At 69.8% G+C, this 23,278-nt stretch carries 17 protein-coding genes, 1 tRNA gene and 1 pseudogene; 7 read left to right on the top strand and 12 right to left on the bottom strand.

Features of this window, described 5'->3' with window-relative positions; genetic code table 11:
• Window positions 1–124 precede the first annotated feature (124 nt).
• The gene (gene phoU, locus CYJ26_RS07075; RefSeq protein WP_006548014.1) at window positions 125–805 is read left to right on the top strand and encodes a phosphate signaling complex protein PhoU; all 681 of its coding nucleotides are present in this window, start codon (window positions 125–127) and stop codon (window positions 803–805) included.
• A gap of 217 nt (window positions 806–1,022) precedes the next feature.
• Here the strand turns inward: phoU and CYJ26_RS07070 are convergent, their stop codons facing one another.
• The 3 genes from CYJ26_RS07070 to CYJ26_RS07060 all read right to left on the bottom strand — a co-directional run bounded on the left by CYJ26_RS07070 (window position 1,023) and on the right by CYJ26_RS07060 (window position 2,732).
• Entirely contained in the window at window positions 1,023–1,760 is a 738-nt protein-coding gene (locus CYJ26_RS07070; RefSeq protein ID WP_006548013.1) for a phosphoglyceromutase, read from the bottom strand.
• Window positions 1,761–1,906: 146 nt separating this feature from the next.
• Window positions 1,907–2,236 (bottom strand): histone-like nucleoid-structuring protein Lsr2, encoded by a 330-nt coding sequence (locus CYJ26_RS07065; protein WP_006548012.1) that lies wholly within the window; start codon window positions 2,234–2,236, stop codon window positions 1,907–1,909.
• Window positions 2,237–2,656: 420 nt separating this feature from the next.
• Window positions 2,657–2,732, bottom strand: a tRNA-Thr gene (locus CYJ26_RS07060).
• 195 nt (window positions 2,733–2,927) lie between these two features.
• Here CYJ26_RS07060 and CYJ26_RS07055 point away from each other — a divergent pair.
• Together CYJ26_RS07055 and CYJ26_RS07050 are read left to right on the top strand one after the other, a co-directional pair.
• Window positions 2,928–4,385 (top strand): amino acid permease, encoded by a 1,458-nt coding sequence (locus CYJ26_RS07055; RefSeq protein ID WP_006548011.1) that lies wholly within the window; start codon window positions 2,928–2,930, stop codon window positions 4,383–4,385.
• A 4-nt stretch (window positions 4,386–4,389) separates the two neighbouring features.
• Window positions 4,390–5,418: an asparaginase gene (locus tag CYJ26_RS07050; protein WP_040319481.1), complete on the top strand. Its 1,029-nt coding sequence runs from the start codon at window positions 4,390–4,392 to the stop codon at window positions 5,416–5,418.
• A gap of 117 nt (window positions 5,419–5,535) precedes the next feature.
• Here CYJ26_RS07050 and CYJ26_RS07045 read toward each other — a convergent pair whose 3' ends face one another.
• A complete protein-coding gene (locus CYJ26_RS07045; RefSeq protein WP_101638205.1) occupies window positions 5,536–7,116 on the bottom strand; it encodes an alpha/beta hydrolase in 1,581 nt (526 codons plus the stop codon).
• A 296-nt stretch (window positions 7,117–7,412) separates the two neighbouring features.
• Between CYJ26_RS07045 and CYJ26_RS07040 the strand changes: the two genes are divergently transcribed.
• Complete coding sequence (locus CYJ26_RS07040) at window positions 7,413–8,372, top strand: helix-turn-helix domain-containing protein (RefSeq protein ID WP_052039783.1); 960 nt, start codon at window positions 7,413–7,415, stop codon at window positions 8,370–8,372.
• Between the two features lie 91 nt (window positions 8,373–8,463).
• Here CYJ26_RS07040 and CYJ26_RS07035 read toward each other — a convergent pair whose 3' ends face one another.
• The 3 genes from CYJ26_RS07035 to topA all read right to left on the bottom strand — a co-directional run bounded on the left by CYJ26_RS07035 (window position 8,464) and on the right by topA (window position 13,467).
• Entirely contained in the window at window positions 8,464–9,696 is a 1,233-nt protein-coding gene (locus CYJ26_RS07035; protein WP_048681534.1) for a DNA polymerase III subunit delta', read from the bottom strand.
• Window positions 9,693–10,490, bottom strand: coding sequence for a dTMP kinase (gene tmk / locus CYJ26_RS07030; RefSeq protein WP_006548005.1), 798 nt, complete (start codon window positions 10,488–10,490; stop codon window positions 9,693–9,695). Before tmk ends, CYJ26_RS07035 begins: the two co-directional genes overlap by 4 nt.
• 184 nt (window positions 10,491–10,674) lie before the next feature.
• Complete coding sequence (gene topA / locus CYJ26_RS07025) at window positions 10,675–13,467, bottom strand: type I DNA topoisomerase (protein WP_101638193.1); 2,793 nt, start codon at window positions 13,465–13,467, stop codon at window positions 10,675–10,677.
• A 143-nt stretch (window positions 13,468–13,610) separates the two neighbouring features.
• Here topA and CYJ26_RS07020 point away from each other — a divergent pair, with 143 nt between their 5' ends.
• The 3 genes and pseudogenes from CYJ26_RS07020 to CYJ26_RS11055 all read left to right on the top strand — a co-directional run bounded on the left by CYJ26_RS07020 (window position 13,611) and on the right by CYJ26_RS11055 (window position 16,145).
• Complete coding sequence (locus CYJ26_RS07020; protein WP_006548002.1) at window positions 13,611–14,369, top strand: response regulator transcription factor; 759 nt, start codon at window positions 13,611–13,613, stop codon at window positions 14,367–14,369.
• Between the two features lie 160 nt (window positions 14,370–14,529).
• A pseudogene (locus CYJ26_RS11190) lies at window positions 14,530–15,444 on the top strand (histidine kinase dimerization/phospho-acceptor domain-containing protein); the annotation flags it as partial.
• A 410-nt stretch (window positions 15,445–15,854) separates the two neighbouring features.
• Entirely contained in the window at window positions 15,855–16,145 is a 291-nt protein-coding gene (locus CYJ26_RS11055; protein WP_316083636.1) for an ATP-binding protein, read from the top strand.
• Between the two features lie 378 nt (window positions 16,146–16,523).
• Here CYJ26_RS11055 and CYJ26_RS07010 read toward each other — a convergent pair whose 3' ends face one another.
• The 5 genes from CYJ26_RS07010 to CYJ26_RS06990 all read right to left on the bottom strand — a co-directional run bounded on the left by CYJ26_RS07010 (window position 16,524) and on the right by CYJ26_RS06990 (window position 23,274).
• Complete coding sequence (locus CYJ26_RS07010) at window positions 16,524–18,935, bottom strand: glycoside hydrolase family 3 protein (protein WP_101638192.1); 2,412 nt, start codon at window positions 18,933–18,935, stop codon at window positions 16,524–16,526.
• Between the two features lie 150 nt (window positions 18,936–19,085).
• Window positions 19,086–19,997 carry a phosphatase PAP2 family protein gene (locus tag CYJ26_RS07005; protein ID WP_006547998.1) on the bottom strand — a complete coding sequence of 304 codons (912 nt, stop codon included), beginning with the start codon at window positions 19,995–19,997 and terminating at the stop codon, window positions 19,086–19,088.
• Window positions 19,994–21,607, bottom strand: coding sequence for a DUF7059 domain-containing protein (locus CYJ26_RS07000; RefSeq protein WP_101638191.1), 1,614 nt, complete (start codon window positions 21,605–21,607; stop codon window positions 19,994–19,996). The genes CYJ26_RS07005 and CYJ26_RS07000 overlap by 4 nt, the downstream gene beginning before the upstream one ends.
• A 40-nt stretch (window positions 21,608–21,647) precedes the next feature.
• A complete protein-coding gene (locus CYJ26_RS06995) occupies window positions 21,648–22,643 on the bottom strand; it encodes an MsnO8 family LLM class oxidoreductase (RefSeq protein ID WP_101638190.1) in 996 nt (331 codons plus the stop codon).
• A 118-nt stretch (window positions 22,644–22,761) separates the two neighbouring features.
• Window positions 22,762–23,274 (bottom strand): PH domain-containing protein, encoded by a 513-nt coding sequence (locus tag CYJ26_RS06990; RefSeq protein ID WP_034235982.1) that lies wholly within the window; start codon window positions 23,272–23,274, stop codon window positions 22,762–22,764.
• Between the last annotated feature and the right edge of the window lie 4 nt (window positions 23,275–23,278).

Raw genomic sequence — 23,278 nt, 5'->3', positions numbered from 1 at the left:
GCGTCGTGCGGCCGCGGCCTGCCCCGACTACGGTGGTGCTCGGCGGCAGCACCCTCGCCCCGCGCGCCTTCGCGCGCTCTCAGCCCGGCGCTCCGGGCGCGACACAGAATCAAGGAGCCGCCTCGTGCGCGTCATCTTCAACCAGGAGCTCCAGCAGCTGGGCTCCGACCTCCAGTCCATGGCTCAGCAGGTGGCCACCGCCATCGAGCGGGCAGCAGAGTCCCTGCGCCACGGGGACATCATCATCGCCGAGCAGGTCATCGACGCCGATGAGCGCATCAACGACCTCCAGCGCGACATCGACGACATGTGCGTCATGCTGCTAGCCCGTCAGCAGCCGGTGGCCGGGGACCTGCGCAACGTCATCTCGGCCCTGCGTATGGCCCAGACCCTGGAGCGCCAGGGGGACCTCGCCCGCCACATCGCCGCGATCGCCCGCGGGCGCTACCCCGAGCCGCCGGTGCCTGAGCCCGTCCTCGGCCTCATCCTACAGATGGCCGACCACGCGGTGAAGGCCGGGCAGGACGTGGTCCGACTCATCGAGACCCAGGACCTGAGCCTGGCTGCCCAGATCCAGACCAATGACAGCGAGCTGGACGCCCTGCACCGCCGTTCCTTCCAGATGATCCTGGACCCGGCCAACGAGCTCAGCCGCCAGCAGGTGGTCGACGCCGTCCTCATGGGCCGCTTCCTGGAGCGCTTCGGCGACCACTCCACCTCGGTGGCCCGCCGCGTGGCCTACCTGGTCTCCGGCCAGCCGGTACCCGAGACGCACGACGCCGAGGACGCTGACGCCCTGCACTGACGTCGGCGTCCCAGCCTCCCCACTCGGGCGAGGTCAGCCCGGCGCGGACCGACCGCCGTCGTCCCCAGCGCGAGTGTGCAGGTGTGGGCGTGAGCGTGCATGTTGAGACTGCACGCTCACGCCCACACCTGCACACTCACCACTTACACAGAGCGAGGGCTCGACCAGCCGGTCTCCGGTTGGTCGAGCCCTCGCTCAGGTTCTTCGGAACCCTGGCTCACTTGCCCTGGTTGGCGACGGCGGCAATCTTGGCCTCCGCCTCGGGGTCCAGGTAGCGCCCGCCCTTCTTGATGGGCTTGAGGGTCTCCTCGTCCAGCTCGTAAACGAGCGGGATGCCGGTGGGGATGTTGACGCCGGCGATGTCCTCATCGGAGATCTCGTCCAGGTGCTTGACGATCGCACGCAGCGAGTTGCCGTGCGCCGCGATCATGACCGTCTTGCCGGTCTTGATCTCCGGGACGATCGTGCCCTCCCAGTAGGGGAGCAGACGCTCAAGCACGTCCTTGAGGCACTCGGTGGCCGGGATCGGCTCACCGGCGTAACGCGGGTCAGAGTCCTGGGAGAACTCGGAGCCAGCCTCGATGGCCGGCGGCGGCACGTCGTAGGAGCGGCGCCACTGCATGAACTGCTCCTCCCCGTACTCGTCGCGGATCTCCTTCTTGTTCTTGCCCTGGAGCGCACCGTAGTGACGCTCGTTGAGGCGCCAGTTGCGCTCAACCGGGATCCAGTGGCGGTCAGCGGCGTCCAGCGCCAGGTTGGCCGTCATGATGGCGCGGCGAAGCATCGAGGTGAAGAGCTTCTCGGGGAGGACACCAGCCTCCTTGAGGAGCTCACCACCGTGGGTCGCCTCGGCGCGGCCCTTCTCCGACAGCGGGACGTCAACCCACCCGGTGAAGAGGTTCTTTGCGTTCCATTCGCTCTCGCCGTGGCGGAGCAGCACAAGGGTGTATGCCATACCCCTATCCTGCCAGTCCTTGGCTCCCAAGAGCCAGGCCCTGGGTCCGGTGCGCGTGTGCGCCACCAGCCCCAGGGCCTGGGAGGAGTGCGGCCTCAGGCGGGAGAGCCAAGGCCACCCGAGCCGTCATTAGCGACGGCGAGGAGTCAGGCGTTGGCCTGCTCGTAGGCCTCGCGAACCTCAGCGGAGATGCGGCCACGAGCCGAGACCTCGATCCCGTTCTCACGAGCCCACTCACGAATCTTCTGGGTCTCGCCGCCGGCCGCGGAGGATGCGCGACGGCGACCGGCGCCACGCCGCCCACCCGTGCGGCGGGCCTTGCTGATCCACTCCGCCAGCGACTCGCGCAGGGCGGCAGCGTGCTCGTCATTAAGGTCGATCTCGTAGGTGACCCCGTCAATCCCGAAAGTGACGGTCTGAGTGGCGGGACCGTTGTCAATGTCATCCACGAGAATGACCTGAGTCTTTTGCGCCATGATGAATCCTTTGCTTGTGCGGCTCGCGCATGATCGCGCAAACCATCGCCCGATCACTGCAAATGTTAATGGCATTCGCATACGAATAGCAAGGTCAATAATGTGCCGTCATTCATCCTGGACGGCGAGATCGATAATCCGCCTTTTCTGGAGACGACGCCGCGGACCGGCAACAAAGCAAGGCCCTGCAATTGCACGAGATAGGGAGGAGTCATTTCCGGCCAAGGCAGCATCCGCAGCTAGCCCACTACGACGTCGGCCGCTTCTGACTTGGCAAGGGGTGGAGAGAAATCTTGGGCAGCGGTCACATGCTCCGCCCCCTGCTCTGGTTGGCCATGCAGTCGGCCATTGCTAGTCCACCTAGGGGGACACAGAACAATCCAGAGGGTTGGACTTTTTTGGCGTGATCACGCCGTTTCGTGGAGCCACCTGTGGGAATCGAACCCACGACCTATTCATTACGAGTGAATCGCTCTGCCGACTGAGCTAAGGTGGCACACTGCGAAAGCAGCGCAGCACACGCTACCGGCGCGAGCCACTGAGTGCAAACCACGAGTCACCGTCGACCACGTGGTTCTGACCACAGGACCTGACCTACGCGGCTGCCTGACGCCTGCGATCCGCATTACCCTCTCGCATGGTCCGCTGCCGAGCCCGACGGCGGAGTACCCACCCGGCCCAGGAGGAACGCATGTCCACTCCCCCACCTGCTTCTGCCTCGCGTCACGCCCAGGACAAGGGCGACGCCGGCTACAACAAGGCCCTGAAGAACCGCCACCTCCAGATGATCGCCATCGGCGGCTCCATCGGCACCGGACTGTTCCTCGGCGCTGGAGGCCGCCTGGCCCAGGGCGGGCCTGGTCTCGCGCTGGCCTACGCGGTGTGCGGCGTCTTCGCCTTCCTCATGGTGCGCGCCCTCGGCGAGCTGGCGATCCGGCGTCCTTCTTCCGGCGCCTTCGTCTCCTACGCGCGTGAGTTCCTGGGAGAGAAGGGCGCCTACGTCACCGGCTGGTTCTTCTTCCTGGACTGGTCCGTGACGGTCATGGCTGATATCACCGCCGTCGCCCTCTACCTGCACTACTGGAGCTCCTTCCAGTGGATCCCACAGTGGGTGCTGGCCCTCATCGCCCTGGCTCTGGTCTTCGTGCTCAATATGCTCAACGTCAAGATGTTCGGCGAGGCCGAGTTCTGGTTCGCCCTCATCAAGGTGGCGGCCATCGTGGCCTTCATGCTCGTGGCAATCTGGGCGATCGTCACCGGCGCGCCAGTGGACGGCACGCCCGCAGGCCTGCACAACATCGCTGACAACGGCGGCTTCTTCCCCGAGGGCCTGCCCGCCGTCGTCGCCCTGACGCTCGGCGTCATCTTCGCCTTCGGCGGCACCGAGATGGTCGGCGTGGCGGCCGGTGAGGCCAAGGACGCGGCCAGGATCCTGCCCAAGGCCATCAACTCGATGATCCTGCGGATCTTCGTCTTCTACGTCGGCTCGGTGGCCCTCATGGCGATCGTCCTGCCCTACACGGCCTACTCCGCCAACGAGTCTCCCTTCGTCACCTTCTTCTCCGGCATCGGCATCCCCCACGCCGGCGACATCATCCAGGTCGTTGTCCTCACCGCCGCCCTGTCCTCGCTCAACGCCGGGCTCTACGCCACCGGCCGCACCCTGCGTTCCATGGCCGTGGCCGGCGAGGCCCCGAAGATGGCGGCGCACCTGAACAAGCACAAGGTCCCCTCCGGCGGCATCATCATCACCTCCGCGCTCGGCCTGCTCGGCGTCCTGCTCAACGCCTTCCTACCCGGCGACGCCTTCGAGATCGTCATGAACCTCGCCGGCATCGGCATCGCCGGCACCTGGGCCGCCATCCTCGTCACCCACCTGGCCTTCCTGCGCCAGGTCAAGGCGGGCGCCGCCACCCGCCCCGACTACAAGATGCCTGGCGCCCCCTACACCAACTACCTGGCGCTGCTCTTCTTCGGGATCGTCGTCCTGTCCAACCTCACCTCCTCCTCCGGGCGCTGGACCCTGGCACTCTTCGCCGTCGTCATCGTCATGATGGTGGCCGGCTGGTACGCCGTGCGCGGCCGGATCCGCGGCGACCTGCTTGACGAGGTGCTGGCTGAGGACGTCGAGGCTGGCGAGGAGGCCTGAGGCCGTGCGCATCCACGTCACCTACACCGGCGGCACCATCGGAATGATTGACTCGCCCCACGGGCTCGTGCCCGGGGCGGATCTGGAGGGATGGCTCGGCACGCTGCTGGGCGAGAGCGCCTCCGGCCAGGACCTGGGGCGCAAGGACGTCACGCTCACCGCCCTCAGCCCCCTCATCGACTCCTCCAACGCTACCCCGGAGTCCTGGCAGCTCATCATCGATGACCTGCGCACCACCGCGGCAGGCCCCACCCCGCCGGACGCCTTCATCGTCCTGCACGGCACCGACACGATGGCCTACACCTCGGCGGCGCTGTCCTACGCCCTGACCGACCTGTCCCAGCCGGTCGTCATCACCGGCTCGCAGCTGCCCCTGGGAGTCGTGGGCTCAGACGCCGCTCCGAACGTCACTGGCGCCCTGCGGGCGGCCGTGAGCGGGAGGGCGGATGGCATCACGCTCTTCTTCGGGCACCGCCTCCTGGCGGGCAACCGCGCCACGAAGACCAGTTCGTGGGCCTTCCGTGGATTCGACTCCCCCTCGGTCGCGCCCCTGGCGTTGACCGGCGCACCGTGGCAGTGGTCTGAGCCCGCGGCGGGCGGGCGTGGCTGGGACGGCCCCGCTCGGCCCTACGCCCGGCACGACGTCGCTGTCATCGACCTCGTTCCCGGCGTCACCGCCGCGCGGCTTGAGGCCATGGTGACGCCACAGCCGGAGGCCGTCATCCTGCGCGCCTTCGGCGTGGGCAACGTCCCCTCCGACGAACCGGGTCTGACCAACGTCGTCGCCGACCTCATCGAGGCAGGCGTGGCCGTCGTCGTGACCTCCCAGTGTCACCAGGCGGAGGTGCTGCTGGGGCACTACGAGACCGGGGACGCCATCGCACGGGCGGGTGCGGTGGGCAGCCGTGACATGACGCTTGAGGCTGTCTACGCCAAGGTGCAGTTCCTACTCTCCCAGGGCCTGCGCGGCGCGGAGCTGGCAGCCTGGGTCGGACGGTCCATCGCCGGGGAGCTGACCGAGTCGCGAGGCTGATTTTTTGGCCGACCGACCGCCTGTGCCTCGACCGACTATGGGATTCGCGTGAATCTGGTGGTCGGTCGAGGCACAGGTGGTCCGTCGCACAATTGACGGTCGGTCAGGCGCCCGGAGTTACTCCCGCCCGCTGCACACCAGCCCGTCCTGCGGCATGGTGCCCGCCAGGAGGTAGGCGTCCACCGCCGCCGTCACGCAGCTGCCGGCGCGACCGTACGCGGTGTGGCCGTTGCCCTCCCACGACACCAGAACCGCTGAGTCGAGCTGCTCAGCCAGGGCCTGGCTCCACTGGTAGGGCGTCGCCGGGTCGCCGGTCGTCCCGACTACGAGGATCGGCGCCGCCCCCGAGGCGTGGATCTCGGCGCGCTCACGCGTGGAGGCATGCCCCCAGGTCTGGCAGTACAGGTCCGAATAGGCCAGGTCCGCCCCAAAGGTCGGCGAGGCCTGCTTGAGCTGCTCGGCCTCGGCCTGCCAGCTGGCCGGGTCCCCCGCGACCGGGTAGTCCAGGCAGTTGATGGCCGAGATGACCTCGTCGCCGTTGCCGGAGTACGTCCCGTCAGTGTTACGTGAGGCCAGGAGATCCGCGATGTAGAGCATCGTCGAGCCATCGTTCTGGAGCATGGCCTGGTTCAGGGCCTCAGCGAGCACCGACCACGACTCGTCCTGGTAGAGCACGCCGATGATCGCGTCCTCGGCCAAGGAATAGGTCAGCGGCCGGTCCGGGTCCGAGGTGGGCACCGGCGAGGTCGCCGCCCGCTGCAGGAAGTCGCGCACCTGCTTGACGCCGTTGTCCACCCCGCCGTTGAGCGGGCAGCCGTTGCCAGCCTGGCAGTCCTCAACGAAGGAACGCAGCGCGTTCTCAAAGCCCTGAGCCTGCCCCAGTGACATCTCACCCGCGCTCAACGTCGGATCGATTGCCCCGTCCAGAACCATGCGCCCGACGTTGGAGGGGAAGAGCTCGGCGTAGGTCGCCCCCAGGTAGGTGCCGTAGGAGTAGCCGAGGTAGGTCAGGACCTCCTCACCCGCCAGCGCCCGCAGGACGTCCAGGTCGCGCGCCGCCGAGACAGTGTCGATATGGTCGAGCAGGCCAGGGGTCTGGGTGCGCTGCTCGCAGGCGGCCTCATAGTCGGCCGTGTGCTGCACCAGCTGCGCCTGGGCCTGCTCAGCGCTGAGATCAGCGGCCGGCGTCTGCCCCTGTCCGGAGCGGTCCGCATCGAGCTCGGCATCGGTCAGGCAGTCCACGGCAGTGGACGCCCCCACGCCTCGTGGGTCGAATCCAATGACGTCGTAGGCCGCGATGAGGTCGTCAGAGAAGTGTCCGTCCACCGAGTCCACCAGGGTCAGCCCGCTGCCGCCGGGACCGCCCGGGTTGACGAAGAGCGCACCCACGGCCTCCTTGGTGGCCGGACGCTTCTTCAGCGCGATCTGGATCGTCTGCCCGGCAGGGTCGGAGTAGTCCAGGGGAACCTCGGCCACGGCGCACAGGAAGGTCCCGTCCTCGGTCTGCTCGACGTCGTCGCCGTCATCGCAGGGGTACCACTGCAGCTGCTGGTCATAGAACTGCTCCAGCCCCGCGGGGACCGCGGCCGGTGACCCGCTGGCTGCCACGGCCTTGGGGGCCGAGGACGGCGTGACGCCACCACAGGCCGCCAGGACGCAAGCCACCAGCGCCGCCACCCCGGCCAGGCCAGCGCGCACGCGGCGAGCCGGCGTGCGTGGCGCAGGGGAGGTCAGGGCGCAGGCAGGCGAGGTGGGAGTCCCAGGCGCGTGGGTGGTGGTCGTGGGCGAGGACGTCGTGATCACCCTGGCAGCCTACGGGCGCCTCGGCGGGTGGTCACTCCTCCTTCAAGCCGATTTGCGCCGTCGTCAGGCACGACGACGCCTCCCGCCCTCCGCTGCGCAGTCGGGCCGACCGGAGCGCAGGGGCGGCAAGGGCGCCACAGGGGAACTGACGGTGCCTCCTCCACCGGCAGCCTGCCTCCTACCCTGGGGCCATGACCTCCACCGGCCGTCCTGCTGCCACTCATGCCACCGCCACGTCCTCCACCACGGATGCGCGTGCCGAGATCAAGAGCTTCCTCACCACGCGCCGAGCCCGCGTCACACCGGAGATGGTTGCCCTGCCGGTGGGTGGGGGACACCGACGTGTGCCTGGGCTGCGCCGCGAAGAGGTCGCCATGCTGACCGGCGTCAGCGTGGACTACTACACCCGGCTGGAGCGCGGAAACATGTCCGGCGCCTCGCAGGAGGTGCTGGAGGCCATTGCCGGCGCCCTGCTGCTGGACGACGCCGAGCGCCACCACCTCTTCGACCTCGCCCAGGCCGTCTCCCCCACCGGGCAGACCAGGCGGCGCAGCCAGCGGCCAGCCCATCGCTCGGTGCGTCCCGGGGTGCAGTGGATCCTGGACTCCACGCCCAACCCGGCGGCCGTGCGCGACGCCGTGGGCACCTACGTGGCGGCTAACGACCTGGCCCGCGCCCTGTACTCCCCGCTCTTCCTCGACCCGTGCGAGGCAGTGCGCTCCCCACACCCCAACATGGCTCGTTTCATGTTCCTGGACGAGCGCTCACGCAGCTTCTTCCCTACCTGGGAGCAGGGGGCTGAGGACCTCGTCGCCATGCTGCGCCTGGCGGCGGGAGCCGACCCCGCCCAGCCCGGTCTCCAGGCGCTTATCGGCGAGCTGTCGACGACGAGCCGCGAGTTCGCGACCCTGTGGGCACGCCACGACGTGCGCTACATGTGCCGCGGGGAGAAGATCATCAACCACCCGGTGGTCGGCGAGATCCACCTGGCCTACGAGCCGGCGACGATGGGCACCGCCCCTGACCTCACCATGCTGCTCTACGGCGTGGAGCCGGGCTCGCCCAGCGCTGACGCCCTGGCCCTGCTGTCAACCTGGGCGGCCACCGAGCTCGCTCCGGCCCGCGAGCGCGAGGTAGCGGCCGGTCACTGAGCCGTGAGTGTGCAGGTGTGACAACCAGTGTGCAGCCTCGTCCTGCACTGCCAAGGCGCTACCTGCACACTCGCGCCGGGCAGAGCCAGCCTCAGGCCTGCGGACGGAGCTGGACCATGAGCGCCTCGACCGCCAGCAGCGGCGCCGCGTTGGAGCGCAGGCGCTCCCGGCACTCCTCGATCGCCGCGATCCGGGCCAGGGACTGGGGAGCACCGGTGCTGCGCGCCACCTGCGTCACCACCTCGTCAAGGTCCGTGTTGACCCGCTCGACGTCCGATCCCATCTGCGTGGCCAGCACGTCGCGATAGAAGGACAGGAGGTCGATCATCGCCCGGTCCAGGACGTCCGTGCGGGCGCGCTTGGCCCGCCGCTTCTGGTCCTCCTCCAGCTGCCTGACCTGCGCACGCAGCGCCGGGGGAACCTTGGCGTCTCCCTCCATGCCCAGGGCACGCAGGAGCTCGGCCTTCTCAGCGGCGTCACGCTGCTCAGTGGCCTCCTTAGCCTCGGCCTCAGCGCTGTCGACGAGCTCGGCGGCCGCCAGCACGGCGTCCCCAACGCTGCGCAGGCTCACCGGTGCCAGCAGGAGCCGACGACGCCGCTCCCACGCGCCAGGGTCGGTCGCCAGGTGGCGGGCCAGGCCGATATGGGACTGGCTGGCCCTCGCGGCCCGGGCTGCCAGGGCGGGATCCGCCCCGTCACGGCGCACCAGCAGCTCGGCGACGGCGTCCGCCGGGGGGATCCGCAGCGTCACCAGGCGGCAGCGCGAGCGGATGGTGGGCAGGACGTCGTCAGCCGAGGGGGTGCACAGGATCCACACCGTCTGGGGCGGGGGCTCCTCGATGGACTTCAGCAGCACGTTCGTGGTGCGCTCGACCATGCGATCGGCGTCCTCGACGAGGATGACGCGCCAGCGCCCGGTCCAGGGCCGACGCTGGGCCTCACCGATGAGCTCTTTGACCTCCTCCATGGTGATGAGGAGCTTGTCCGTGGCCAGGCGAACCACATCGGGGTGGGAGCCGCTCATGACGTCCCGGCAGGCCTTGCACTGCCCGCACCCAGGCTGCGGCCCGGTGCACTGCAAGGCAGCCGCGAAGGCCCTGGCCGCGTTCGAGCGCCCGGAGCCCGGCGGGCCAGTGACGAGCCAGGCGTGAGTCATGGCCGAGGCGTCCACGCCGCCCTGGGCGCCTCCACCCGGCCGTGTCTGAGCCTCGCGCGCCGTCCCCGCGTCCTCACGCTCCAGGGCTCGCAGACGCGCCGCGGCAGCAGCTGCCTGGAAGGTGGCCACCACCTGCTCCTGGCCGACGACGTCCTCCCACACGCTCATCGTCCCACCTCCCTGCCGCCGTAGGTGGCCGCGAAGGCGCTCAGAGCAGCCCAGGCGCCGCCTGTTGGGTGAGGGACCTGGCTGTGGGAGGCGTCAGCCTGAGGGACATGGCCACCGGGAGACTCAGTCCTGGAGCGGATGAGCCTGACGACCGCGGCCGTAACCTGCTCGGCGACCTCCTCGACGCCGCGATCGGCATCGATGACGACGAAGCGCCCTGGCTCCGCTGCCGCCAGAGCCAAGAACTCCTCACGCAGGGCGACGTGGAAGGAGCTGGGCTCACGCTCCAGGCGGTCCAGGGCCGCACGCTCGCCCGCACGACGCGCCGCGATCCCAGGCTCGGCGTCCAGCAGGATGGTCAGGTCCGGCAGCAGGCCCTGGGTGGCCCACAGTGACAGATCCCGAACCTCCTGGGACCCGAGGCTGCGAGCCGCCCCCTGGTAGGCGACCGAGGAGTCGAGATAGCGGTCCGTGATGACGACGCCGCCCCTGGCCAGGGCCGGGCGCACCCGGGTCTGCACGTGGTGGGCGCGGTCCGCGGCGTAGAGCAGCGCCTCAGCGCGCGCCGAGACCTCGCCCCCGTGCAGCAGGAGCCGGCGGATCTCGGCGCCCAGCTCGGTCCCACCGGGCTCGCGGGTGACCAGGCAGTCAACCCCGGCGGCCTCCAGCAGACCACTCAGACGGTGGATCTGGGTGGTCTTGCCGACGCCGTCGCCGCCCTCGAAGCTGAGGAACAGGCCTGGCCCGGCCTGGGAGCCGGGGGCGAGGGGCAGGTCACGGTGTTCGTGGGTCACGGCGCCAGGGTAGCCGGAGGGTGGGACACGAATCTGCCCGCGCCACCCACCCGCGGCGACAGTCGGCTCCGGCTAGGCCTGCGCGAGCGACTCGCCCGCAGGGCGGCGGGAGGAAGCCCGCACGGTCAGGCCCGGGGTCCGCGAGCGCACGGTCTGGCTCACGCCTGGCAGACAGGCCCCGAGATCATCCGCGAGCGGAGGTCTTCCTCTTCGTCGTCGTCTTCTTCGCCGTCGTCTTGCGGGTGGTGCGCTTCTTGGCCGGCCCCTTGGCCCGCTTCTCCGCCAGGAGCTCATACGCCCGCTCCGGGGTGACCGTGGCCGGGTCGTCACCGCGACGCAGCGTCACGTTGGTCTCCCCGTCCGTGAAGTAGGGACCGAAGCGGCCGTCCTTGATCACCACGGGACGCCCCGAGACCGGGTCCGTGCCCAGCTCACGCAGCGGAGCCTTGGGAGCCGCCTGACCACGCCGGCGCTTGGGCTGGGCGAAGATCTCCAGAGCCTGCTCCAGCGTCACGGTGAACAGCTGCTCCTCACTCTCCAGGGAGCGGGAGTCCGTACCCTTCTTCAGGTAGGGCCCGTAGCGGCCGTTCTGGGCGGTGATGTCCACGCCCTCGGCGTCCTGGCCCACCACCCGCGGCAGGCTGAGCAGGTCCAGCGCCTGCTCCAGCGTCACCGTGGACAGGCCCATGCTCTTGAACAAGGAGGCCGTCCGGGGCTTCGGGCCCGTCTTGGCCTTGCTCGTCCGCTTCTTCGGCGCAGCCTCGTCCTGCGGCTCCTGCGTGCCCTCCGGCTCCGGCAGAACCTCGGTGACGTAGGGACCGTAACGCCCGTCCTTGGCGATGATGACGTGCCCGGTGGAGGGGTCCACGCCCAGCTCGCGCCCGTCGTCAGCCGCGCGCTCGAACAGCTCCTTGGCCTTGGCCACCGTCAGCTCGTCCGGGGCGACGCCGGCCGGGACGTTGGCCCGCTTGCCCTCCTCATCCTCCAGGTAGGGCCCGTAGCGCCCCACCCGCAGCGTGATGCCCTCACCGATCTCAATGGAGTTGACGGCGCGGGCGTCGATCTCGCCGAGGTTGTCCAGCATGGCCTTCAGGCCCTGCTCGGGCCCCTCGCCCGGCTGCGCTCCCTGGCCGTCGCCGTCCCCGTAGTAGAAGCGGGTCAGCCACGCCACCCGGTCCTCCTCGCCGGCGGCGATACGGTCCAGATCCGCCTCCATCGAGGCCGTGAAGTCGTAGTCAACCAGCTCGGAGAAGTTCTCCTCCAGCAGCCGGGTGACGGCGAAAGCAAGCCAGGTGGGTACCAGTGCCTGGCCCCGGTGCTCGACGTAACCGCGGTCAGCGATGGTGGACATCGTCGCCGCGTAGGTCGAGGGGCGTCCGATCTCCCGCTCCTCCAGGGCCTTGACCAGGCTCGCCTCGGTGTAGCGCGGCGGCGGCGTCGTCTCGTGGCCAGAGGCCTCGGCCACCTTGGCGTCCAGGACGTCCCCGACCTCCATAGCCGGCAGGCGTACCTCACCGGCGCTTGCCGCGCCCGCCTTGCCCGGCTCGGCCTCGTAGCGCTCAGCGTCCCGGCCCTCCTCGTAGGCGGCCAGGAAGCCACGGAAGGTGATGACCGTGCCCGACGCCGTGAAGCCGGCCGTACGGAAGGTGACGCCGGAGTCCCGGGCCCCACCCTTGGCCTCCTTGAGCGGGACCTCCACCTTGACCGTGGCGGTCTGGCCGACGGCGTCGGCCATCTGCGAGGCCACGGTGCGCTTCCAGATGAGCTCGTAGAGGCGGAACTGGGCGCCGGAGAGCGCACCGGCCACCTGGGCCGGAGTGCGGAAGTGGTCTCCGGCCGGGCGGATGGCCTCGTGAGCCTCCTGCGCGCCCTTGGTCTTGGTGGCGTACAGGCGTGGCTTGGCCGGCACGTACTGCGCTCCATAGAGCTCGGCCACCTGCGCGCGAGCGGCCGCCACGGCCTGGCCGGACAGCACCGTGGAGTCCGTACGCATGTAGGTGATGTAGCCGTTCTCGTACAGGCCCTGAGCCACCCGCATGGTCTCGCGCGGGTTCATCCGCAGCTTGCGCGAGGCCTCCTGCTGGAGGGTGGAGGTGGTGAAGGGCGCCGCCGGGCGGCGCTTGTAGGGCTTGGTCTCCATCTCGGTCACGGTCGGGGCCGAGGCCATGACGGCGTCGGCGACGGCGCGGGCCCCGCCCTCGTGGAGGTGGACGGTGTGAGCCTTGACGGCGGCCGGGCGCAGGGCGCCGTCGTCACCAAAGTCACGTCCCGTAGCCACGCGGCGGCCGTCGAGGGTAGCCAGCCGTGCGGTGAAGGTGCGTCCGGACTCCTCCAGCGAGCCGGTGGTCCCCAGCTCGGCCTCCACGCCCCAGTAGCCGGCCGCCTTGAAGGCCATGCGCTCGCGCTCGCGCTCGACCACCAGACGGGTGGCCACCGACTGCACGCGCCCGGCCGACAGGCCCGCGCGCACCTTGCGCCACAGCACCGGCGAGACCTCGTAGCCGACGAGGCGATCGAGGATGCGGCGAGTCTCCTGGGCATCGACCCGGTCCGTGTCCAGCTCACGGGTGGACTCCAGGGCTCGGGTGACCGCCTCCTTGGTGATCTCCGTGAAGGTCATGCGCTTGACGGGGACCTTGGGTTTGAGGACTTCCAGCAGGTGCCAGGCGATCGCCTCTCCCTCGCGGTCATCATCGGTAGCGAGGTAGAGCTCGTCAGCGTCCTTGAGCGCCTTCTTCAGCTGGGCGACGGTCTTCTTCTTGTCCGGGTTGACCACGTAGTAGGGCTTGAAACCGTGCTCGACATCGACGGCGAACTTGCCGTACGGCCCCTTCTTCTCTGCCGCCGGGAGCTCAGAGGGCTGGGCCAGGTCGCGGATGTGCCCGACGGAGGCCTCGACGTCAAAGTCCGAGCCGAGGTACCCCGCGATCGAGCGGACCTTGTTCGGCGACTCGACGATGACGAGCTTCTTGGACACGTGAACCTTCTTCGGGGCCGGAGTGCGAGTATCGGACGCCTGTGCATAGGATCAGGGCACGGCAGCCGCGGACGTCCCGACTGTAACGCACTGGTGCGACGCACAGACTTCTTACATTTTCACAGCCTCATCACAGACGACTCGTGTTGACTTCAGGCTATGAGTACCCCTGCTACCACCCTGACGCGCCCGACGGCTCTCCGGTACGAGTTCTTGTCGTCGACGACGAGCAGATGCTGGCCGACCTTCTCGCCTCCGCGCTTCGTTACGAAGGCTGGGACGTGACGACTGCGGCCACCGGTGTCAAGGCTGTCCAGGCCGCGCAGGAGATCGAGCCCGACGTCGTCGTGCTGGACATCATGCTGCCGGACTTTGACGGCCTGGAGGTCATGCGTCGTATCCGTGGCCGCCAGCCTTCTGTCCCCGTTCTCTTCCTCACAGCCAAGGACGCGGTCGAGGACCGCGTGTCCGGACTGACCGCCGGTGGCGACGACTACGTGACCAAGCCCTTCTCCCTGGAAGAGGTTGTGGCACGTCTGCGCGCCCTGCTGCGCCGTTCCGGCGCCCACGCCGAGCAGGACGACCATGTGCTGGAGGTCGGCGACCTGCGCATGGACGAGGACTCTCACGAGGTCTGGCGCGGTGACACGGAGATTCACCTGACCGCCACCGAGTTCGAGCTGCTGTGCTACCTCATGCGCAACCCCCGCCGTGTGCTGTCCAAGCCGCAGATCCTGGACCGCGTGTGGAACTACGACTTCGGCGGCCAGGACAACATCGTCGAGCTCTACATCTCCTACCTGCGCCGCAAGATCGACAAGGGCCGCGAGCCGATGATCCACACGATGCGTGGAGTCGGCTACGTCCTCAAGCCGGCGGACGCCGCACCGCCGACGCGCTGAGGTGTGGGCGGCGCCGGGCGCCCCCGCGTACTCTCCCCCGGTGTCCGTGACCCCTCCGCCTTCTCAGACCGCGTCAGGATCCGGTGACGACAGCCCGCGGGCCTCTGCCGCCCGGGGCCACAGCCTGCGCACGCGCCTGGCCGTCGGCATCCTCGGGCTCATGTTCATCATGAGCGCGCTGATGGGGGTCTTCTCGACCCTCACCCTGCGCCACACCCTCATGGACCGCCTGGACACCCAGCTCCTGGCGGCCAATGAGCGTGCCGCCGTGCGCCGTCATGACATTGAGGACCGGCCTACCCAGGCGCAAGACAGCGGTGGCGCGATCTCCCCCGAGAGCAGGCCTGCCCAGGATCCTCCCGCCGGGCTCGATGCCGCTGGTCAGTCCACCGGCACGCTGAGCGTCGTCGCCTCGCCCTCTGGCGCCGTCAAGGCGGGGTACATCGACGCCCACGGGGTCTACCAGAACCTCTCCTCCGAGGAGATCTCGGACCTGCTATCCCTCAAGGTCACTGGCAGGCCCGTGAGCACCTCCGTCGCCTCGCTGGGCGAGTACCGGGTCCTGGTGAGCGAGGAGTCAGAGACCGGCAAGATCGTCATCACCGGCCTGTCCATGGCCTCGGACAACGAGCTCATCCGTACCCAGCTCCTCGTCGAGGCCATCATCGCTGGTATCGGCGCCGTCATCGCCGCCACCGTCGGGCGCTCCATGGTCCGCGCCTCCCTCGGGCCGCTGGAGCGTGTGGCCGCCACGGCCGAGCGTGTGGCCTCCCAGCCCCTGGCCCACGGCGAGGTGCGCATCGACGAGCGCGTGGATGATGAGGACCTGTCCTCCTCCCAGGAGGTGGGGCAGGTCGGTACCGCGCTCAGCATCCTCCTCGACCATGTTGACTCGGCCTTGGCCGCGCGCCAGCGCTCGGAGACCCAGGTCCGGCAGTTCGTGGCTGACGCTTCCCACGAGCTGCGGACTCCTCTGGCCTCCATCCGCGGTTACACCGAGCTCATCCAGCGGGAGGGGGGCGACGTCGAGCTGCCTGTCTCCGCCGTCCACGCCCTGGACCGGGTCCGCTCCGAGGCCGTGCGCATGACCGGCCTGGTGGAGGACCTCCTGCTCCTGGCCCGCCTGGAGGCAGGTCGCGAGCTGCGTTACCAGGAGACGAACCTGCTGGGCATCCTCCTCGATACCGTTGCCGACGCCCGAGCGGCCGGCCCGAACCAGCAGTGGGAGCTCGACCTGTCCGCGCTGGCTGACGCCCCGGCGCAGGGGTCCTCCTCACAGGACAGCGATGAGGCGGCGGAGGCCGAGGACGGCGAGGAGGCCGAGCTCCCAGCGCTCATGGTGGACGAGGCGCGACTGCGCCAGGTTTTCGTCAACCTCCTCACCAACGCCCGTGTCCACACTCCCGCTGGCACGCACGTGGTGACGAGCCTGCGCTACGACACCCGCCCCGTGCCCCCGCAGCCGGCGGTTATGGAGGACAACGCCTGGGCGCCCGAGCCCTCCCGCGCACGCCGTCCGTCGGGCACCTGGTCATCTCGATCTCAGACGATGGCCCAGGGATCGGCCCAGCCGTCCGGGACCGGCTCTTCGCGCGTTTTGCCCGCGGTGACGCCTCACGCGAGCGGCGCACCGGCTCAACGGGCCTGGGCATGTGCATCGCGCTGGCCATCGTCCAGGCGCACGGCGGCGTCCTCACCGTCGACTCGGTCCGGGCCGAGGAATCCCCCGCGGGAGAGCACGGCACCACCTTCACGGTCCACCTGCCCGCGGCCTAGGTCTGCTACCCCTTAGCGCACCATCACTACCGCCGTCGCCACCCCTTCGCGCTCTTCGCTACCCCCTAGCGCGCGCGACGGGGTAGCGAGCAGCAGCTTGGGGTAGCGAAGGACAGAACGGGGTAGCCGCGGGCACCACGGGGTAGCGGCGAACAACACGAGAAGGCGCCCCCGCAACCGTTGATGGTTGTGGGGGCGCCTCGTCACAGCACCACGGCCCCAGGCTCCCGGACCAAGATCTTCCTCAGCCAGGACAGCTCCCGGGCCACATGTTCCTCATGTGAAGACAGCTCCCTGGCCAAGGCGTTCCCCAGCGAGAACACCTCCCGAGCCAGGACGTCCTTCCGCGAGGACCGTTCCTCAGCCAGGAGCAGTCAGTCAGGACACGAGGAAGCGCAGCACGTGCGCCGCCGTCGCCTGCATCTCACCCAGCGTGATGCCCTCCTCCTGGCCGTAGGAGTCCATGATCGCGTCATCGCGGACGGTGGAGAAGTGCTTGTCCCCACCGGGCATGAGCACATCCACACCTGCACGCACGCGGTAGGCCGAGTCACGCAGCGCCGGGAAGGTCGGGTCCTGAGCCATGCGCATCCACCAGTCAGTGATGACCAGGCCCTCGTAGCCCCACTCGCGACGCAGGATCGTGGTCACCAGGTCGTAGTGGTAGTGGGCCCACACGCCGTTGACCTTGTTGTAGGAGGTCATGAGCACCTTGGGAGCCGCCTCGGTCACCACGATCTCGAACCCACGCAGGTAGATCTCGCGCAGGGCGCGCTCGGAGACCCGCGAGTCATTGAAGATGCGGTTGGTCTCCTGGTTGTTGGCCGCGAAGTGCTTGGGGCAGGCAGCCCGACCGGTGGACTGGACGCCCGAGACCACCGCCGAGCCCATGAGGCCGGTCAGCAGCGGGTCCTCGGAGTAGTACTCAAAGCTGCGCCCGCACAGCGGGTCACGGTGGATGTTCATGCCGGGGCTGAGCAGGATGTCCGAGCCCAGCGCCGCCATCTCCTCGCCGTGCAGGGCCGCCATCTCCTCCACGGCCTCCGGGTCCCAGGTCGAGGCCAGGGCCGTGCCGCAAGGCAGCAGGGAGGCGGTCGCCGCCAGGCGGATCCCCGAGGGGCCGTCAGTCGTGATCGACGGCGGCACACCCAGGGCGCGCAGCTCCTGCGTCACGCCGCCCAGCGCGCCGGCATTGCCCTTGGCACCCAGCGGGGAGTCCATGGTCACGTCACCGTAGGCCAGGCAGGACAGGTCCTTGGGACTGAGGGAGACGACGAAGTCCTGCAGGCTAGCTCGGCCCGCCTGGACGTCCTCGAAGCGCACCGCCGGCTCGCCCTCACCCTGTGCAGGCGTCAGGGCCTGGGGCAGGCGGCTCAGGATCCGCTCACGCAGGTCCACCTCGCTGACCGGCACAGGCTCCGAGCCGCGCACGATCGTCCCGGACTCGTCCTCCTGACGCGCCAGACGCCCGAAGGGGTGGTCCGCGGCGGGGGCCGCAGCCTGCTCCAGCTGCTCGACGACGAGCGTCTCCTCGACCTCGACGCTGCCGGCAGCCTGGGCCGAGCGCACGTCGGAGCCGACGTAGAAGGTGTAGGTACCGGCCGGCAGGACCCAGGCGAAGCGGTGGCCGGTGACGCCCGAGTCGTCGTAGGAGGCCATGTCCCGCCAGGGGACGTCGATGACCTGCTCCTCACCCTCACCCGGTGCCAGCTGCTCGGTGCGTCCGAAGCCGGCCAGCTCACGCACGGGCTGGCTCAGGCCTCCACCCGGCTTGGCCACGTAGACCTGGACGACGGTCGAGGAGGGCAGGTCTCCGGTGTTGACGGCGGTGACGGCCACGCAGGCGCCGTCCTCGGTCAGCTCCACGCCCTCGCCGGTGATCTCGTGCTGGGAGTAGCCCAAACCAAAGCCGAAGGGGTAGAGGACCGCCTCGGGCGCGAAGGTCTCGAAGTAGCGGTAGCCGACGAAGACGTCCTCGGTGTACTCGTTGGCCTCCGGGTCACCGAAGTGGCCAGCGGACGGGTAGTCCTCGTAGGTCCGGGCGATCGTGTCCGTGAGGCGACCGCCCGGCTCGGCGGCACCGGTGAGGACGTCCGCGATGGCGCGGCCACCCTCCATGCCACCGCACCAGGCCAGCAGCAGGGCGTCCACACCCAGCTCCTCAGCCCAGGCCAGGTCCATGACGTTGCCGGTGACGACGACGGCCACGGTGCGCTCGAAGGAACGCACTGCCTGCTCCAGGAGGCGGCGCTCGGCGTCCTGGAGGTAGTAGGAGCCCGGTTCCAGGACGGACTCACGGTCCTCACCTGCAGCCCGGCCGATGACCACCACGGCGGTGCGCGCGCGCTGCGCGGCCGCAGCGACGACGTCGTCAGCCAGCTCCATCTCAGGGAAGCTCAGCGGCCACTTGCCCCACTCCGTGCCTGGGTCGACGGGGTTGGCCTGGCACCACTGCTCGTACAGGGCTGCCAGCTCGGAGTCGACGGCGACGCCCTGCTCTCGCAGGCAGTCCAGCAGGTTGGTGACGTAGGGCGCGTTGACGTCACCACCCGAGCCGTAGCCGACGGCGATCCAGTCCTTCTGGACACGGCCCAGCAAGGCCACCGGCTCGCTGGCCTGCAGCGGCAGCGTCTGGTCCTCGTTGCGCAGCAGCACAGCACCTCGGGCGGCCAGGGCCCGCACCGCACGAGCCAGCTGAGGGCTCAGCCGCGAGTCGGCGACATCGCCAGACCGGGTCGATGACTGGCTGAGCAGTGCCTCCTCAGAGCTGGCGGTCGCATCGGTGGTCATCCTGTTCTCCTTTGAGACGCGTGAAGGACATCGGCACTGCGAAGAGCGTACCGGGCATGACCTTCACACGAGCGGGACCGTCACCGCAACCGCATGACCCCGCACGACCTCGCCCGTCCTGAGCCTGGGGGCAACGGCGCCCACGGTGCCTCACGAACGCGGCCGCCCCAGGCCTGCCAGCAGCCCGATCCCGACCGCAGCCACGGCCACCGTCCCCAGCGCGCCACCGACGTAGGCCATGAAGGACACCGTTCGGCTCGCCGCGTTCTCCAGGCGGACCCAGGTCACCACCGTCAGCGCCACGCCGAGCACGCCGCACACCGCTCCGCCCCACACGAGCACCCGCAGGTGACGCGGGTGACGCGGGCGGCGAGCCACGCCGTCGCCACCGGCACGCGGGAGCCGGGGCGGATCAAGGTCAGCAGGTGAGTTCCAGGCCCCACAGGCCACAGCGAGGGCCGCCCAGCCCACTGCCAGGGCGATGGCCGCCACCACGTCAGCCGGTCGGTGCCACTGGCACACGAGGGTGGAGTAGCCCATGAGCGCCGCCAGGGCGGCACCTGCCCACGCCGCAGCGCTCCGCCAGGCTGGACCGACGACGAGCACCAGGGCCACGGCTGCCGAGGCGGCCATCGCCGTGTGGCCCGAGGGCAGGGTGTTCGCGCCGTCGTAGCGCAGGCTCACCCCGTAGTCCGGGCGCGTGAGCACCCAGTGCTTGAGGACCTGGGTCGAGACGTTGACGGCAACCACCACGGCCGCCGCCCACCAGGCACGCCGCCGGGCGCTGCCCCACAGGCCGATGACGAGGATGACCATGACCAGGGCGACCGCCGCGGGCATCGAGACGGTCGACAGCAGCCAGCGAGCCTGGCTGGTGACAAAGCGGGCCCCGATGAACGAGCCCGTGATCGCGGCCTGCTCCACCAGCTGGCCGGCGCGGGTGGCCACCATGAGGTACCAGCTGCCCAGCACCGTGGCGAAGCTGGCGAGCGCCAGGGCCACGGCACGCCGCCGCAGCACGACGGCGGTGCGCCCGAGGGAAGCCGCGCGCTGGGTACTCACAGCTCCACGAACCCGTCTGCGGCCAGCCGCCTGGTGGACTGGACCATCTGCGCCCGCAGTGCGGCCGGGTCCACCTGGAGCAGTGAGGCGACGGCGTCGGCCACCTGCGCCACGCTCAGCTCGCCGTCAGCCACTCCCGCCAGGGCCGCCAGGGCCGTGTCAGCCTGGATGGTGCGGGCGAAGCCAGCGCCCTGCCGCAGCAGGATGACCGTGGGCTCGTCGTCTCCGGGACGCAGGTGACGCTCCTCGGTGACGTCAGGCGCCAGGACGGGGTGGAGCTCGGCCACCTGCGCGTCGGTCATGGCCGCCAGGCCACTACGCACCTCGACCGAGCGCGCCAGGTGCTCGGCCAGCGGGCCGGTCGGCTGGGTCGCCACCTCCTCCAGGACCCGCCAGGGCTGGCGGGTCCCGCCGTCGTGCTGGGGGTCAGGGCGGTGCAGCAGGAGGTAGCCGAAGCCGATCTCCTCCACGCCACGCTCCTCGAAGTCCTCGATCCAGGCGCCCAGGGCCGCCTCGAAACCAGCCAGGTCCCTCTCCGGCACCGCACCGCCGTCGCGCAGCCACATGGTGGCGTACTCCACCGGGTCCTGGGTCTCGCGCTCGATGACCCACGCGTCGACGTCCGCAGGCAGCCAGGCCTCCACGCGCTCGCGCCAGTCCTGGAAGCGGTGGTGCTCCCAGTTGCCGAGCATGACCACCGTGCCCCCGACCTCCAGGTGATCGCCCAGCGCGGGCACGAGCTCGGGCAGCACCGGGCGCCCGGCGTCGCGGTACTCCATGAGTGGCAGCCCCGCTTCGCGCACGGCAGGCGGGGTCAGCACGAACGGAGGGTTGGTGGCGATGAGATCGAAGCGGCGTCCGGCCACAGGCTCCAGGAAGGAGCCCTGAACCAGCTCCAGGCGCTCAGGGTCCGCCCCGGCCAGGGCGGCGTTGAAAGCGGTGAAGGCCAGCGCCCGGGTGGAGATGTCCGTGGCCACCACGTGCTCGGCGTGCTGGAGGAGGTAGAGGGCCTGGATGCCGCAGCCGCACCCCAGGTCCAGGGCGGTGCGCACAGGCTGACGCGGGGTCAGGCTGGCCAGCGTCAGCCCGGCGCCTCCGATCCCCAGCACGTGGTCCGGTTCCAGGGCGCGCCCGGTCTCCAGCTCTCCCAGGTCCGAGGCAACCCACCAGCGCAGGTCGGCACCGTCCTGGCCCAGACCACTCACCTCGTGAGGGCGCAGGTCCACGCAGGCCCGGACTAGGGGCCCGCGCGCCGCGCCCTGGCTGGGTTCCTCAGGCAGGGACTCCACCAGGCCCATGGCCACGGCTCCTGCCGTGCGGGTACGCCGCAGCGCCCAGTCCAGCTCACGGGCGGGCACGGCCTGCCCAAGCATGAACAGGGCAGTGAGCACCGCCGTCGGCGTCGGGGTCGCGCCGGCGGAGCGGTCCTCGGCCAGGACGCGCCCCAGCGCACGCAGGGCAGGCAGGCGGATCTCACGGCGCAGCGCGGCGTCAGCCACCTCGCCGAGCAGGTGGGCGACGGCGTCCACGCCCCAGCCTGTGGCCTCCAGGTCCTTGCGCAGGTCAGCAGCCTGGTCCGGGGTGCAGGTCGGTGGCGCGTAGGAGGTCATGCCTCGACCGTACCGGGATCGGAGTGCAGATCCGTGGAGGTCAGCGCGTGGGCAGCACGCGGTGAGCGAGCTCGCGGTACTGACGGATCTTGGCCTCGACGTCGTCGATATAGCTGATGAGCATGATCTCCTCGGTGCCGTGGTTGGCAGCGAAGGAGGAGATGACCTCGGCGACCTCGTCATAGGTGCCGATGATCACGGAGGTGTCCTGAGCCAGGTAGCTCTCCACCTGCTCGCGGCGCTCGGCCGGGATCTGGTCAGGTGTGCGGAACCCCTCCGTCGAGCCGCGACCGGTGCGCAGCGTCAGGCGGAAGTCGCCGGCTACCAGCGCCTGCTCCCAGGCCTCCTCGCGAGTGGCGGCGGCCGAGACGCACAGGGCGGACAGGGCCTGGCCGCTGGTGGCGCCCTCAGGCAGGTGGGCGCGGTAGTGCTCCATGACGCGCGGGTCCTGGTGACCGGTGAAGAACTGCGCGTAGGCGTAGTTGAGATCGTGCTCGCCGGCCCAGGCCGCGGACTGCCCGGACGAGCCCAGCAACCACATCTCGGGCATGACGGACGGGCGCGGGCTAACCGTGATCCCGGCGTAGGGGTGGGTAGCGGGCAGCTCGTCAAGCAGCAGGCCCTTGGTCTCCTCGATGAGGACGTTGATGGAGTCGGGATCGAGGACCCGGTTCTGGTTCAGGGCGTGGGCCGCCAGCATGTCCCCACCCGGGGCGCGCCCGAGTCCCATGTCCACCCGTCCGGGGTGGAGGGTGGCCAGGGTGGCGAAGCGCTCAGCCATCTGCAGGCTGCCGTAGTGCATCGCCATCACCCCTCCCGAGCCCACGTGAATGCGCTCGGTGGCATCCAGCACGTGCATCATGAGCAGGTCCGGGGCGGAGGAGACGAAGGCCGAGGTGTTGTGGTGCTCGGCAATCCACAGCCGGTCGAAGCCGGCCCCCTCGACGCCCTGGCCCAGACGCACGAGCTGGCCGATCACCTCGCGCGGGCTGCGCCCGGCAAAGAGCGGAATCTGTTCGAGGACACTGAGCTTCATGGGGCCTCCTGGGACGGTGGTGTCCGACGGCGTCGGCTGCCTCAGCCCCAACGTCCTGCCCGGCCTCGGCATTCCCCGGCCTCAGGCGCGGCCGGCTGCCACCGGGGCCCCGGCCCGCTCAGCGCGTGGGGTCGGCGTCGATCGCGCCCTGGGGGTCGTGGAAGATGAGATTGGAGATCTCCACCTGGACGGTCTGGACCTGGGGCACGTCCACGAGCAGGAGGGGATCGTCCGCACTGGTCTGCAGGCTGAGCGTGCCCGCCCCGAAGATCCGGTCAGTGATGGTGCGTTCCTGCTGGATGTCACTGATCCGCGTCAGCGGCAGGTCATGCCCGGTCTTGTTGATGATCCCTGCACGGGTGATCACGCGCTTGGTGGTGACCGTGTAGGTGGTGCACGCCCAGCGCATCCAGGGCAGGAGGAACAGCGGGACGGAGATCACCAGGAACAGCACCCAGATCGCGCCCAGTCCCCAGGGGTTCCAGGAGTCAGGAGCCAGGACCGTCCCGGTGATGGCCGCAGCCAGCAGGACGATCTCCAGGGAGATACGCCACAGGAGGACCTTGGGGTGGGTGTGCATGTGTCGCACCACGACCTCGTCGTGGCTAAGAAGCTTGCGGGGAACGGCCATAGCC

The organism is Actinomyces urogenitalis, from assembly GCF_002861525.1.
GTDB classification, from domain to species: Bacteria; Actinomycetota; Actinomycetes; order Actinomycetales; family Actinomycetaceae; genus Actinomyces; species Actinomyces urogenitalis.
Note: the sequence above shows the minus strand (reverse complement) of the source record. Positions and strands in the feature narration are given on the sequence as shown.